The 16,464-nt window shown below is 30.8% G+C and carries 8 protein-coding genes; 5 read left to right on the top strand and 3 right to left on the bottom strand.

The window, feature by feature from the left end; genetic code table 11:
- Nucleotides 1-2 precede the first annotated feature (2 nt).
- From J3359_RS02820 to lysA, 3 genes are all read right to left on the bottom strand, one after another.
- A complete protein-coding gene (locus tag J3359_RS02820) occupies nucleotides 3-2,126 on the bottom strand; it encodes a Tex family protein (protein ID WP_208079239.1) in 2,124 nt (707 codons plus the stop codon).
- Between the two features lie 128 nt (nucleotides 2,127-2,254).
- A complete protein-coding gene (locus J3359_RS02815; protein WP_208079238.1) occupies nucleotides 2,255-2,767 on the bottom strand; it encodes a GNAT family N-acetyltransferase in 513 nt (170 codons plus the stop codon).
- Nucleotides 2,768-2,854: 87 nt separating this feature from the next.
- On the bottom strand, nucleotides 2,855-4,099 hold the full coding sequence (gene lysA / locus J3359_RS02810; RefSeq protein WP_208079237.1) for a diaminopimelate decarboxylase: 1,245 nt from the start codon (nucleotides 4,097-4,099) through the stop codon (nucleotides 2,855-2,857).
- Between the two features lie 434 nt (nucleotides 4,100-4,533).
- Between lysA and J3359_RS02805 the strand changes: the two genes are divergently transcribed.
- The 5 genes from J3359_RS02805 to J3359_RS02785 all read left to right on the top strand — a co-directional run bounded on the left by J3359_RS02805 (nucleotide 4,534) and on the right by J3359_RS02785 (nucleotide 16,206).
- Nucleotides 4,534-6,393, top strand: coding sequence for a DNA topoisomerase IV subunit B (locus J3359_RS02805; protein WP_208079236.1), 1,860 nt, complete (start codon nucleotides 4,534-4,536; stop codon nucleotides 6,391-6,393).
- A 3-nt stretch (nucleotides 6,394-6,396) separates the two neighbouring features.
- On the top strand, nucleotides 6,397-9,120 hold the full coding sequence (locus tag J3359_RS02800; protein WP_208079235.1) for a DNA gyrase/topoisomerase IV subunit A: 2,724 nt from the start codon (nucleotides 6,397-6,399) through the stop codon (nucleotides 9,118-9,120).
- 276 nt (nucleotides 9,121-9,396) lie between these two features.
- On the top strand, nucleotides 9,397-9,732 hold the full coding sequence (locus J3359_RS02795; protein ID WP_208079234.1) for a DUF2834 domain-containing protein: 336 nt from the start codon (nucleotides 9,397-9,399) through the stop codon (nucleotides 9,730-9,732).
- 46 nt (nucleotides 9,733-9,778) lie between these two features.
- Complete coding sequence (locus J3359_RS02790; RefSeq protein WP_208079233.1) at nucleotides 9,779-11,107, top strand: LuxR C-terminal-related transcriptional regulator; 1,329 nt, start codon at nucleotides 9,779-9,781, stop codon at nucleotides 11,105-11,107.
- 110 nt (nucleotides 11,108-11,217) lie between these two features.
- Entirely contained in the window at nucleotides 11,218-16,206 is a 4,989-nt protein-coding gene (locus J3359_RS02785; protein ID WP_208079232.1) for a DUF8693 domain-containing protein, read from the top strand.
- The last annotated feature ends 258 nt before the right edge of the window (nucleotides 16,207-16,464 follow it).

The raw sequence follows: 16,464 nt of genomic DNA, 5'->3' as shown, positions 1-16,464 counted from the left end.
TATTATTTCACCAAAGCCAGTTGAATCCGCTTCCTAACAACATCAACTTCCAATACTTTTATTAAAATTTGCTGATTTAAAGACACAATAGCATTCACATCTTTTACAAAAGTATCCGATAAATTAGAAACGTGAATTAAGCCACTTTCTTTAATTCCGATATCTACAAAACAGCCAAAATTGGTGATGTTATTTACAATTCCTGGTAAAATTTGTCCAGTTCTTACATCGGAAATTGATTTGATATTTTGGTCAAAAGAAAATGCTTTTGCTTTTTCTCTTGGGTCTACTCCTGGTTTTTCTAATTCTTTAATAATATCTTTTAAAGTTGGCAAACCAATGGTTTCAGAAATATAGTTTTTTAAATTTATTTGTTGAAGAATTTCTTTATGTCCAATCAAATCTGCCACTTTTACCTTTACATCTTTTGCCATTCTATCAACCAAAGCATAGTTTTCTGGATGCACTCCAGAATCGTCCAAAGGATTTTTACCATTTTTAATTCGTAAAAAACCTGCAGATTGCTCAAAGGCTTTTCCTCCTAAATGTGGCACTTTTTTAATAGCAGTTCTTGACGTAAAAGAACCATTTTCGTTTCTGTAATTCACAATATTTTGAGCAATTTTTGATCCAATTCCAGAAACATAGCTTAACAAAGATTCACTTGCAGTATTAATATTTACACCCACTGTATTTACACAACTTTCTACAGTGGTGTCTAAAGATTTCTTTAATTTCGATTGATCTACATCATGCTGATATTGTCCAATTCCAATCGATTTTGCATCAATCTTTACCAATTCTGCCAAAGGATCTTGCAATCGTCTTCCAATTGAAACCGAACCGCGAACTGTAACATCGTAATTTGGGAATTCGTCTCTTGCAATTTTAGAAGCAGAATAGATGGAGGCTCCAGCTTCACTTACTACAAAAACTTCAACCTTATTTTTAAACTGAATTTTTTGTACTAATTGTTCAGTTTCTCTGGAAGCTGTTCCATTTCCAATCGCAATCGCTTCAATATTATAAGATTCAGCTAAAGAACTAATTTTTTTAATCGCTTCAATTTTTTTATTTTGAGGTTCATGAGGATATATATTCTCATTATGCAACAAATCTCCTTGTTCATTCAAACAAACTACCTTACAGCCAGAACGAAAACCAGGATCGATTGCCAACACTCTTTTCTCGCCCAAAGGCGCACCTAATAATAATTGTTTTAGGTTTTTAGCAAAAACGAAAATGGCATTTTTATCTGCTTTTTCTTTGGCAATTGATAATGCTTCGTTAGATAAAGATGGAAATAATAAACGCTTATATGCATCTTCAATTGCCAACAGAATTTGTGCTGAACATTCATTTTGAGAACGAATAATTCTGTCTTCCATTTTTTGAAGCATTCGTTCCTTATCAATTTCAATTTTAACACGAATAAAACCTTCGTTTTCTGCTCTTAAAATGGCTAATAACCTGTGTGATGGAATTCTGTTTAAAGGTTCGCTCCAATCGAAATAGTCTTTAAATTTTTGTGCTTTCTCACTATCAATTTCTTTCTTTACAACTTTCGATGAAATCGTAGAACAACGTTCTAATTCTCTTCGAATATGAGTTCTAATATCTGTACGTTCGTTAATCCACTCTGCAATGATAAAACGTGCGCCTTCTAAAGCATTTCCAATCGTTTTAACTTCATTGGATGTGTATTTAGAAGCTGTATATTCTAAATCATTAACTCGCTGACTCATAATCATCTTCGCCAAAGGTTCTAAACCTTGTAAACGTGCAGTTTCTGCTTTTGTTTTTCGCTTTTTCTTAAAAGGTAAATACACATCTTCTAAAGCAATTATATCTTTAGAATTGGTTACTTTTTGTGCCAATTCAGCAGTTAAAACATTTTGTTCTTCTAACGCTTTTAAAATTGCTTTTTTACGTTTTTCTAACGTTTCAAAAATTTCTTTAAAATTGACTATTTTTCCGATTTCAACTTCGTCTAAATTACCTGTTATTTCCTTTCTATATCTACTTATAAAAGGAATCGTTGCGTCTTCATTTAACAATGAAATGGTATTTTCTACAGATTTAGATGATAGTTGAGTTTGCTGAATGATGTATTGGAGTAGTTGCATTTTTAGATTGAATTATAAAAGCTTTTGGGTTGTCTGTTCGAGCGCAGTCTAGAACTATAAAATCGATAAAAAAATAACCTTTCGACTGCCCTCAAGGAGACAAAGTTATATTTCTAAAATGATTAATTTTAAGAAATCACTTTCTCAAAAGCCAATCTTTTTGCGTTGTAATTTGTGTAAATAACGCCACAATATTTATAACCTAATTTTTTAATTAAAGATTGCATTCCAATGTTTTCTTCATGCGTATCAATCTTTAAACTTTTTACGTTGTTTTCTAATAATTGTAAGTGAAATTGATAAAACATAAAAGTAGCCAATCCGAATTTTCGAAACTCTTTTTTAATTGCCATTCTATGAATTACACCATATTTTTTATCTTCATTTATAAGCCAATTTCCATCGATAACTTTGTACGTTGGTTCTTTATTGGTGGTAAACATGGAGGTAGCCATTATTGTGTTTTCGTCGTTTATAACCACATAACTTTCTCCGTTTTTAATGTCGTTTTCAACTTGCCTTGCATTTGGATATCCATTTTGCCATTGGTCGATATTTTGAGAAGCTAAATATACTTTTGCATCGTTAATAATTTCCATAATTCTGGGAACATCATCAAAAGTAGAAAGTTTAATTTTCATTGAATATAATTTATTATTGAAAAAGCCACAAAAAGCACAATTTGTATTTTGTGTTTCTGTGGCTAAAATAATTTATTTTTAAAGATTTTAAGCGGTAACTTTCTCTTTTTTAGTTTTGTTTTTTGGTGCAAAATCTACCACAACTTGGTTGTGTAAAATATCTTGCATTGTTTGTCTTTTTCTTATTAAATACTCTTTTCCATTCACAACCATTACTTCTGCAGGAATATAACGAGAATTGTAGTTAGAAGCCATCGAAAAACAGTAAGCTCCAGCATTGTGGAAACACAACACATCTTCTTCAGAAATTTCTGAAATTCTTCTATTTGAAGCAAACGTATCTGTTTCACAAATATAACCTACAACCGAGTAATAACGGTCTTTTCCTGTTGGGTTAGAAATGTTTGTAATATGATGATAAGAATCGTACATCATGGGTCTTACCAAGTGATTAAAGCCAGAATCTACATGTGCAAAAACGGTTGAAGTTGTTTGTTTTACAACATTTACTTTTGCTAAAAAAGAACCTGCTTCCGAAACCAAAAACTTTCCTGGCTCGAACATTAAGGTAATTTCTTTTCCATATTCTGTACAAAACTCATTAAATCTTTCTGATAATTGTACACCTAATTGCTCTATATCCGTAGAAATATCTCCTTCTTTATAAGGCACTTTAAATCCACTTCCAAAGTCGATAAAATCGATGTTTTTGAATTGTTTAGCCACATCAAATAAAATTTCAGAAGCACGTAAAAAAGTATCGATATCTAAAATATCGGACCCTGTGTGCATGTGAATTCCATTGATATTCATTCCTGTATTTTCTACAACTCTTTTAATATGAGGAACTTGATGGATTGAAATTCCGAATTTAGAATCGATATGACCTACAGAAATTTTAGAATTTCCACCAGCCATAATATGTGGATTGATACGAACACAAACAGGAATTTCTGGATGTTTCTGACCAAATAACTCTAAAATAGACAAATTATCAATATTAATTTGAACTCCTAATTTTGCCACTTCTTCAATTTCTTGAAGCGAAACACCATTTGGCGTGTAAATAATATTTTTTGGGTCAATTCCAGTTGTTAAACTTAAGTGTACTTCTTGAATAGAAACTGTATCTAAACCAGCACCTAAATTGGTTAAAAATTTTAAAATATTTACGTTTGATAATGCCTTTACAGCATAATTTAGTTTTAAACTCTTAACAGAATTAAAAGCACCAGTTAGGCGTTTGTATTGCGATGCTATTTTATCTGTATCGTAAACGTATAAAGGACTTCCGTATTTATTTGCTAATTCTAAAAGTTGTGTTCTTTCCACAATAATATATTTTTATTTCGGTTCAAAAGTAACTAAATTGTTTAATAAATTAGTTTTTGTTTAAAAATATAACAAATTGTTTTTTATTGTGATTTTTATGTTGAATTAAATCCTTTTTTTTTGCCACGAATTCACGAATTTTTATGTTTATTCAAATGTCAGGTCGAGCCTTTCGATTTCGCTCAAGACTGGCTTCGTCGAGATCTCATAAAAAAACGAAAGTAATATAACCTCTCGATAAACTACGTTTACAATCTTCATTCAAAATATTTTTAAAAATTTTATTCGTGAATTCATGGCATTTTTTTATCAAAAATCAACCTTATATTTTCGTTGAAATCCTGTTGATAACTAATTAGCAAACTCGTTTTATTTTTTAATGTGAAACCCTATTTTTACGAGTACTTCAAACCTAACAGTAGTAAGAGATTTTTATGAGTCAAGAAACAAAATATACAGAAGATAATATCAGGTCTTTAGATTGGAAAGAGCATATTAGAATGCGTCCAGGAATGTACATTGGAAAATTAGGAGATGGCTCTTCTGCAGACGATGGAATTTATATTTTGGTAAAGGAAGTTTTAGACAATTCCATTGACGAATATGTAATGGGAGCTGGAAAAACTATTGAAATTTCCATCCATGGAAGTAAAGTTACAGTTCGAGATTATGGTCGTGGAATTCCATTAGGAAAAGTAGTGGATGTAGTTTCCAAGATGAATACTGGTGGGAAATACGACTCGAAAGCCTTTAAAAAATCGGTGGGTTTAAATGGAGTTGGTACAAAAGCGGTAAACGCATTATCTTCTTTTTTTAGAGTAGAATCTTCTCGAGAAGGAAAATCTGCTTCTGCAGAATTTAGTCAAGGAAATTTAGAAAATCAGGAATTTTTAGAAGAAACTTCAAGAAGAAAAGGAACGAAAGTTTCATTTGTACCAGATGAAGAAATCTTTAAAAAATACAAGTTCAGAAATGAATATGTAGCAAAAATGCTGAAGAATTATGTGTATTTAAACCCAGGTTTAACCATAATTTTTAATGGAGAAAAGTATTTCTCTGAAAACGGATTGAAAGATTTATTGGAAGATAATAACAACAAGGATGATATGTTATATCCAATAATTCATTTGAAGGGACACGATATTGAAGTTGCCATTACACACAGTAAAACCCAATATTCCGAGGAGTACCATTCGTTTGTAAATGGGCAACATACCACACAAGGAGGAACACATCAATCTGCATTTAGAGAAGCCATTGTAAAAACCATTCGTGAATTTTACGGAAAGAATTTTGAAGCTTCTGACATACGAAAATCGATAATTTCTGCAATCGCCATAAAAGTGATGGAACCTGTTTTTGAAAGTCAGACAAAGACAAAGTTAGGTTCTACAGATATGGGTGGAGATTTACCAACGGTTCGAACCTATATAAACGATTTTCTAAAAACAAAATTAGACAATTACCTGCATAAGAATACTGAAGTTGCAGACAAACTTCAGAAAAAAATTATGCAAGCAGAAAAAGAACGTAAAGAACTTTCTGGTATTCGAAAATTGGCAAGAGATAGAGCCAAAAAAGCGAGTCTGCATAACAAAAAACTACGTGATTGTAGAATTCATTTAGGTGATATTAAAAAAGAAAATTATTTAGAAACTACTTTGTTTATTACAGAGGGAGACTCTGCTTCTGGCTCGATTACAAAATCTCGAAATGTAAATACACAAGCTGTTTTTAGTTTGAAAGGAAAACCTTTAAATTCTTACGGATTAAGTAAGAAAATTGTGTATGAAAACGAGGAATTTAATCTTTTACAAGCTGCGTTAAATATCGAAGATGGTTTGGAAGATTTACGTTATAACAATATTGTAATTGCAACAGATGCCGATGTTGATGGAATGCACATTCGTCTATTATTAATTACATTTTTCTTGCAGTTTTTTCCTGAATTGATAAAAGAAGGACATTTATATATTTTAGAAACTCCGTTGTTTAGAGTTAGAAATAAAAAAGAAACTTTTTATTGTTATTCGGATGAGGAAAAACGAGAAGCAATAGAGAAATTAAGAGGAAAACCAGAAATAACACGATTTAAAGGTTTGGGTGAAATTTCGCCAAATGAATTTGTCCATTTTATTGGAAATGACATTCGTTTAGATCCAGTAATGTTAGACAAAGAAATGTCTATTGAGCAAATGTTGCAGTTTTATATGGGAAAAAACACACCAGACAGACAAAAATTTATCATAAACAACCTAAAAGTAGAGTTGGATTACGTAGAAGATGAAGTTTAGATTATGAGTGAAGAAATAAATGAAAACGAACACGAAGAAGAATTAATGAACCAAAATGAGGAGTTAGAATCGTCTCAAGAAGAAACCATTACCAAGGTTACAGGAATGTACAAAGAGTGGTTTTTAGATTATGCTTCGTATGTAATTTTAGAAAGAGCAGTGCCTTCTTTGGAAGACGGTTTAAAGCCTGTGCAACGTAGAATTATGCATTCTATGAAAGATTTAGACGATGGACGTTACAATAAAGTAGCGAATATTGTTGGGCATACCATGCAATATCATCCTCATGGAGATGCTTCTATTGCGGATGCAATGGTGCAAATTGGTCAGAAAGAATTGCTGATTGACATGCAAGGAAACTGGGGAAATATTCTCACAGGAGACAGAGCTGCAGCCTCTAGATATATTGAGGCACGTTTGTCTAAATTTGCGTTGGATGTTGTTTTTAATCCGAAAACGACAGATTGGAAAATGTCTTACGATGGAAGACGAAAAGAACCGATAGATTTGCCTGTAAAATTTCCGCTTTTGTTGGCACAAGGAGCAGAAGGAATTGCAGTTGGGTTATCAACCAAAATATTGCCTCATAATTTTATTGAATTGATTGATGCTTCTATAAAATATTTAAAAGGAAGAAGTTTTAAAATTGTTCCCGATTTTTTAACGGGTGGAATTGCAGATTTTACCAATTATAAAGACGGAAAACGTGGAGGAAAAGTAAGAGTTCGTGCAAAAATTGCGCAATTAGATAAGAAAACGCTTATAATTAGCGAGATTCCTTTTGGCACCACAACTTCATCTTTAATTGATAGTATTATTAAAGCCAATGAAAAAGGGAAAATAAAAATTAAAAAAATTGAAGACAATACTGCAGCAGAAGTAGAAATTTTAGTGCATTTACCGCCAAATGTTTCACCAGATAAAAGTATTGATGCTTTGTACGCTTTTACCAATTGTGAAACTTCCATTTCGCCTTTATGTTGTACGATTGAAAATAATAAACCTGTTTTTTTAGGAGTTTCGGAATTGTTAAAACATTCCACAGATTTAACGGTTGAATTGCTGAAAAAAGAATTAGAAATTCAGTTAAATGAGTTGGAAGAACAGTGGCATTTTTCTTCTTTGGAAAGAATTTTTATTGAAAATAGAATTTATCGAGATATTGAAGAGGAAGAAACTTGGGAAGGCGTTATTGAAGCGATTGACAAAGGTTTAAAACCTCATATAAAACATTTAAAACGTGCCATAACTGTTGATGATATTACACGTTTAACGGAAATACGAATTAAGAAAATTTCGAAGTTTGATATTGACAAAGCCAAGCAGTTTATTGAAAGTTTAGAAGATAAAATAGCTACTGTAAAAGGTCATTTGGCCAATTTGATAGAATTTGCAATCGACTATTTTAAGCGTTTAAAAGAAACCTATGGAAAAGGAAAAGAGCGCAAAACAGAGATTCGAATTTTTGATGACATTGTAGCCTCTAAAGTGGCAATGAACAATGCAAAACTCTATGTAAATAGGGCAGAAGGTTTTATTGGAACTTCATTAAAAAGAGACGAGTTTGTTTGCGATTGTTCCGATATAGATGATATTATTATCTTTAGAAAAGATGGTGGTATGATGGTGACAAAAGTAGATGCGAAAACCTTTGTGGGAAAAGACATTATTCACGTTGCCGTTTTTAAGAAAAAAGACAAACGAACAGTGTACAATTATATGTATAGAGATGGTTTAAAAGGTCCTTCTTACATGAAACGTTTTAATGTAACTTCTGTAACTCGAGATAAAGAATACGATTTAACCAATGGAAATAAAAAATCTTTGGTACATTATTTTTCTGCCAATCCAAATGGAGAAGCAGAAGTAGTAACTATTAATCTGCGTTCTGTAGGAAGCGTTAAAAAGCTGAAATGGGATATTGATTTTGCAGATTTAGCAGTAAAAGGAAGAGCCGTTCGTGGTAATAGAATTACAAAATATGCTATAAAAAGTGTCGATTTTAAATCGGAAGGCGTTTCTACTTTAAAACCACGTAAAATTTGGTTTGATGATGCTGTACAACGTTTAAATGTAGATGATAGAGGAGAGCTATTAGGAGAATTTAAAGCAGAAGACAAGTTGTTAATCATTACCCAAAGTGGAAAAGCAAAAGCCGTTAAACCAGATTTGACAATGCATTTTGAGGATGATATGATTGTCTTGGAAAAATGGAAACCTAACAAACCGATTTCTGCGATTTATTATGATGGTGAAAAAGAGCGTTATTATGTAAAACGTTTCTTAATTGAAACTCCAGAAAAGGAAGAAGAATTTATTTCCGACCATCCAAAAAGTCAGTTAGAAATTGTTGCCACAGATTATAGACCTGTTGCAGAAGTGCAGTTTTCTAAAAGAAGTTTAGATAATGAAGAAGTTAATTTTGAAGAGTTTATTGCAGTTAAGGGGATTAAAGCACAAGGCAACCAGCTAACAACAGAAAAAATTAAAAATGTAAATTTATTAGAATCTTTATCTTTTGAAGAAGAAGTGGAGGAAACTACAGAAGAAATAGAAGTGGTTGATGAAGAAGTAGTTGAAGATAAATTACCAATTGATGTACCTGTTGTAGAAAAACCTGTTTTAGAAGATGCTGATAAAGAGGATAAAAAACAAGCACTTTTAAAGAAAGCCATTCAGAAGAAAAAAGAAAATACGGATGATGATACACAACAGAAGTTGTTTTAGAAGTTGATTTTCTGTTTTCGCAGTTTGTCACGCTAGAATCGTCTCACATAAGAGTGTAGCAAAAATATTCAGAGATTTTACGGAATGACAAACTGTGTGGGTAATATGTGAAAAACATAAAATAAAGTTGAGTTTTAATTTTTTTAAAATTTTATAGGTATAATTTATGAATGAATTAATAATCTCTAAAATAGAAAAAGCAGAAAAAAGCGGATTCACAAATCTAACAAAAGAAGAAATTTTAGAAGAATCAAAGTCTTTGTTAAATCAAAATAAATGAAACTCAAACACCTTTATTTAGCATTATCTGCTTTAGGAATTTGTTATACTTGGTATTATAATATCCAATGGTTTAAAACTGCGGAAAGCCCTACTTTCTTCAATTTTATGCAAGATGCACAAGTCAATTTTGCGGGTAAATCTTTTGGTGCAGATTTAACTGTTGTTGTGCTAACTTTTTTTGTGTTTATGATTCCAGAATCTATCAAACTTAAAATTAGGTTTTGGTGGCTTTTAATTCCGCTTACTTTTTTAATTGCCATTGCATTTACGCTTCCGTTGTTTTTATATCTAAGAGCGGATGCTTTGGAAAAACTTGAAAAAGCTACTTAATATTTTATCAGTACCTTTAACTATCATTTTTTCGATATCGTTATTAATGAAAAAACAATTACTCTTTTTTATTGCATTTCTTTGGTTTGGAACTGGCTTTTCGCAAACAACTATTTCATACATTCAAGATTCGAAAGAAGCATTTACCTTAGAAAGCATTAAAAATGCCGATTTCAAAAAATATGAAAAACCAATTAATAACGGATTAAATAATGGTGTGTATTGGTTTCGAATTTCTAATCTATCATCAAAAAAAAACACAATTCAAATCCCTAATTATAGAATTTACAAAGCAAAATTATATCAAGGAAATAAAACCGTAAATCCTATAGAAAAGGAGCGATTTCTAACGTTTCAAACAGAAAGCAATGCAACAATTTATATAAAAGTAACCGCGACAAGAGAAGCGCTTATTCCTATTGAAGTTCAAAAAACATCCGTATTTTTAAAAAAGGAAAAAGGAAGTTTTCTATTTATAGGTTTTTATTACGGATTTGCATTTGTAATTATACTTATCAACCTTTTTTACTACATTAATTTTAAAGAAGTTACCTTTTTATACTATGCACTATTTTTAATGATGATTAGTTTGGGTTTTTTGATTAGTGATGGCATATTTCTATTGTATGAAGTTTCTCAAAAAATAATAAATAGTATTGAGGTTTTTAATCACTTTTTGGTAGTTGTTTTCTCTATGTTATTTGCAAGTAGCTATTTACAATTAGATAATTATTACCCAAAATCTAAACATTTCGTGTTGGTTTTATGCGGCTTTGTGCTACTTTTCGGATGCACTTTCTTAATAACAGATAACCATGTTTACTACGTTATTATGGAATTGTTTGTGTTTACAACACTAATTTATTATTGGACAGTTGCACTAATACTGTTTAAAAAAAACTTATTTACCAAAGTATTTGTAGTAGCATATTTCTTTATTTTGGTGTTAGGAATTAGTTTTTATGTAACTAAATTATTAGGAATTCCTGTTTTAATAACAATCAATCAATTAAAATTTGGTGGTTTTTTCGAGATGGTTTTATTGTCTTTTGCGGTAATTTACAGGATGAAAACTTTGCAGGTAGAAAATACCAAAATGCGAGAAGAAATTGTTTTGTATTCCAAAGAAATTAAAAGTTTATCAGAAGAATTAAAAAAGACTTCAGAAAGTCCAGTATCCATTTTAATGGAGGCTAATTTAAGTGCAAGAGAGCAAAAAATTTTACACTTAATATCCGAAGGAAAAACAAATAAAGAAATTGCAGAACAACTTAATATTTCTGTAAATACTGTAAAATACCATGTAAAAAATATTTACGACAAGCTAAACATAAAAAGTAGGCGAGAAGCACAAAATATAGCCATTTCTTTATAAAACACGTAGTTTTACCTATAAAAACTACCCATTTACTACCCATTTGTAAAATATTTTCTCGTGCTTTTGTATTATTTTTGAAGTATCTATTTTTATAAAAATTAACAAGAGTGAAAAAAATACTTCTTCTTTTTATACTTCTTTTTTTTAGTAATGTATTGTGCGCACAATACACACATACTTTTAAAGAGCATTCGTCCGTTAGTTCTCCTAGTTCTACTTCTCCTCTATTTGTTTATCTTTATTCTGACTTGTTCAACTGGGTTGGAAATAAAAAGCCTAGGAGTATTAAAAAGACACGTTTTATTGATATAGATGATAATGTTTTAATAACAGGAGTTAATTGCAGTGTAAATACCTGTGCTCCTAATGTTGTTAGAGGAGCTGATTTAAATACTGACAATATTCAAATAGATGGGCAACTTACAATTAGTCAATATGGTCAAATACGTAATTTTAATAAAACTAGGTTAAATAATGGAGGACACCTAATAAATAATGGAATAATAGATTGCAATCGATCTTTAAATGTTTTAGGTGAGCTTTTTAATAACTCAACAGGAAGATTGAGTATAAGATCTAGTAGTACATTAAATTTTTACCCTTCTGCTACAATTAAACAATTTACTGGAGAATTACTTTTAGATGGTACTTGGAATATCTATAGTGGCGTTAACATACCAAACAATCTTTCTTCTTTTACGGGAACTGGTACCATTAAAAATGCGGGTGTTTTTTTAAATGATTTTACCATAAAAAGGAATATGAAATTAGAAATGGGTGTAGATGCAATTGGTACAGCTACTTTCAATAAAAATTTGTCTTTTCAAAATAATACCAAAAGCTATTTCCATATAATTAGTGCAGATAATTTTGATAAATTAGTAGTTGGTAACACTATAAATTTAAACAATAATCAATTATATGTATCATTAAATTACAAACCTAATGTTGGTGAAAAATTTAAAATAATTACACACAATGGAAGCACAGGTAAGTTTGGTACTTTAAATTTACCCACAACAAATACGTGGAATGTTGCATATAACGCAAAAGACATCACATTAGAAGTTACAGGTTGTACAGGTACAGATAATAAAGCGCCAACTTTATCAACTATACCAAATCAAGTAGGTTATTTTAATGCTTCTAACAATTTTGTGGTTCCAGATTATACCCACCTTTTTACAGTTGCAGATAATTGTGATGTTTCGCCTGTATTAACCCAAAGCCCAGTTGCAGGAACTGTTATAAACACATTAACAGATACTGTAATTACGGTTACTGCAACAGATGCCAGTAGTAATAGCCAACAAAGTACATTTACAGTAACTACAAAAAACGGAACAGTACAAACACAAACTTTATCTGGAGCTTCAGCAATAAATTGTCCACAAGACAATACAGTAACATTGCAAAATTCGGAAACAGATTACAAATATATTTTAAGAAATAATACTACTAAAAAATTTATTGGAAACACCCAAGAAGGCACAAATAGTGCCCTTAATTTTCAAACTGGTGTTGTTTCTAAATCTATGAATTACCAAGTATTTGCAGGAATTCCGAAAAGTTATGCATTGAATTTTGATGGAACTGACGATTACGTAGAAATTCCAAATGATAATTCGTTCACTTTTTCAGACGGAATTACAATAGACACGTGGGTAAAACCCAGCAATCAAATTTTAAATCAGAATTGGTCAGATATCTATCGAAAAGAAAACGATGCAGATGGTAGTGTTCAAGGAAGAATTATGCTAATTTTTGATAATTCTGATGCAAGCAATAGTAATGTTAAGTTACGTTTTGGAATAGAAACAACAAATAATGGTTTTATAGAAGTTACCAATCAACTTGTACCAGCAAATATTATAGACAAATGGACACACATTATGGCATTTTATAATAATGCTACAAATAGTTTAAAGTTATATGTAAATGGAGCAGAAGTTGCAAGTACTATTGCAAATGGAACTATTGTAAACCCATCTGCAACAAAAGCTACTAATGCTACAATTGGAGCATATAGACATAGAACATCTGGGTTAGTAGAATATTTTAAAGGAGATATTGCAACATTACGTATTTACAATAGAGCCCCATCAACTACATCAGAAATAAGCGATTTTTTACATAAGGGAAAAAATAATTTGTTTCTTGGAGATGAAACAGGATTGGTTGCTTATTATCCATTTTTTGAAAATACAGGAACTCAATTAACAGATGTTACCACAAACGCTTATAATGGAACAATTAATGGAGCAAGTTGGACAACAGGAAATGTTGGCGGACTTTTACGAGCAGTTAGTAATGTAGTTACAATTACTAAAAATGAAGTAATTACATACGTAGACAAAACTGCCACTGGTACAAATGATGGAAGTAGTTGGAGCAATGCTTTTACAAGTATACAAACTGCAGTAAATGCTACTTGCAATACAGGTAAAATATACATTGCAAAAGGCACATATAAAGAAGGTTCAGAAATTAGTATTGGTAATTCCATTTCTTTAATTGGAGGTTTTCCAGTTGGTGGAGGTACACAAAATATAGATACTAATAAAACCATTTTAGATGGTAATGCAACGTATAGAGTTATCAACGCTACAAATAGTAATGCTATTATTTTAAATGGACTTGTTATACAAAATGGTTATGTGAATGCAGGAAATGGAGGTGGAGTACTAGGAAATAACATTACATTAAATAATTGTCTTGTAAAAGATAATATTATTTTAGACACCAGAAATTTTTTAACAGCTTATGGTGGTGGAGTTTATGCATCAGGAAACCTTAACGTTATTAATTCTATAATACAAGAAAACCAAGTTTCTACAACAGGGAATTTTAGTAAAGTTTATGGTGCTGGTATTTTTGGAGACAGTGCAATTAATATTACGAATAGTGTTGTACAGAATAATGTATTAACAGCCACAGGAAATAATGTTCTTTGTATAGGTTTTGGAATTTATACATTTAATGGTCATATTTCGCTTACCAATAGTATAGTGGCTTTTAATAAAGCCAAAAGTACATCTGCAACTCTTTTTGGTGGAGTTTATGGTAACAATACAATACAGTTAAATAATAGTGTTTTATGGGGAAATGAAGCCAGTTCAAATAGTGGTTCAAGTTATTCACCAAGTGAATTTTATTCAGAAACAGGTACTTTAGTTGCTAATAATAGCTTAATTAAAGCCCAATATCCAAACGATGTAAACAACATTAATAATATAAATGCCACAATTGCAGGTTTCAACCCATTATTTGTAGATGAAGCTAATGGAGATTTTAGATTGCAAACAGGTAGCCCATTAATAAATGCAGGAAACAATACTTATAATACTACTATAGAAGATTTAGATGGTAATACACGTATAAAAAACACAAATGTAGATATTGGATCGTATGAGTATCAAAACCCTTTTACAGGTTGGACAGGTCATATAGACTCTTCTTGGGATAATACTAACAATTGGAATGGAGGCATCCCTAATAATACTACTGAAACTTATATATACAAAACAGGAAATCAACCTATTTTAATTACGAATGGACAAACCAAAACACTTACATTGGCTACCAATGCAAACTTAAACATTAATGCTGGCAAAAGTTTAATGGTAGCCAACGACCTTACCAATAACGGAACTATTACCATAAACTCAAATGCCACTTCCAGTGGAAGTTTACTAGTAAAAGGAACATCAACAGGAAATATTACTTATAACAGATATGTTGCTAACGAATGGCATCTAGTTGCTTCTCCAGTAATTGGGCAAAATATGAATGATTTTGCAGTAACGAATGCAGCTACAAACCAAATAATTAAAAACGGAGATGGTACAAAATATGCAATTGCGCCTTATAATAATAATGTTCCCACCAATAATTGGGCATATGTTTTAGTTGCAGATATTGCATCTGCAGGAAATTTCACCAATGGAAAAGGCTATTCTATGAAACGTTCTACTGCCGGAACATTTTCTTTTACAGGCACTTTAGAAAATAATGCAAAAACAATTAATTTGGTAGATGGTTCTAAAAATAATTGGAATGCTATAGGAAACCCATACCCAAGTTTTATAAAATTGAATAATTTAGTAGATGCAACTAACAATTTGTTAACTGTAAATAAATCAGTTTTAAATGTAGATAAAGTAGCTGTTTATCTTTGGGATGCAACTACAACCAGCTACAAACCTTACAACGAGTCTAACACAGATATACAATACATTGCACCTGCACAAGGTTTCTTTGTGGATACAAAAGTGGGTGGGGGTACTTTTACAATAACTAAAAATATGTTGACTCATAATTTAGGAAATACTTTTTCTAAAAGAGCAAAAACAAACAATATTTTTGAAATTGAACTAAAAATTTCCGATGAATCTCAAACAAAATCTACCCAAATTAAATATTTAAAAAACGCAACCAAAGGTTTAGATGTTGGGTACGATGCAGGTATTTTTTCTGCTGAAGAAAGTAGTTTTAATGTATTTTCGCAATTATTAGAAAATGGAGCTAACAAATCGTTTGCTTTGCAATGTTTACCAAATTCAGCGTACGAAAACATGGTAATTCCAATTGGCATACATGCAGATGCTAATAAAACAATAATATTTTCTTTAGATGCAGTAAATATCCCAAAAGGCATCAACATTTATTTAGAAGACAAACAAGAAAACACCTTTACGAATTTAAGTGATACAAATGCTGTATATAAAGTTACACTTTTTAAAACCAAAAATGAAGTAGGACGTTTTTACTTGCATACAACAAGTCAAGTTTTAAGTACTGATGATTTTTCAACTGCGCTAGAACAGGTAAAGGTTTGGTTGTCAGATAAAAGAACGTTACAGGTTGCTAATTTACCAGAAGGAAAATCAACATTGAAAATGTATAACGTTTTAGGAAAACAAGTACTTGTGAGATTTCTCGACTCCGCTCGAAATAACAACGAAGCTCAATTGTCATTACAATCCCATTCAAGAGGTCTCTCTTTCCTATTACCAAAAAGTTTATCAGAAGGTATTTATTTAGTAAAAGTAAAAACGAACAAGGGTATAAAAACTAAAAAAATTTACTTAGAATAAAAAAAACACGTAGTTTTACCTATAAAAACTACCCATTTACTACCCGTTTTTATTTGTTGTTTACCAATTGTATTAAATACATTTGTAATGTTGTTAGTTTATGTTTTAGGTAAAAAAATATATTTTATTTCTAAATTAAATTAATTAACGATACTTGTTTAAAAATTGAGTTTAGAAAAAGAAAGAATAAAGTTTTATAATATAAACAATAAATATAAAATTTTTTCCCCAAGAAAAATTCGAGTATAAAAGCTAGAG

The sequence above is a fragment of the Polaribacter cellanae genome (genome assembly GCF_017569185.1).
GTDB classification, from domain to species: Bacteria; Bacteroidota; Bacteroidia; order Flavobacteriales; family Flavobacteriaceae; genus Polaribacter; species Polaribacter cellanae.
The sequence above is the reverse complement of the archived record's forward strand: the minus strand, read 5'-3'. Positions and strand labels throughout refer to the sequence as shown.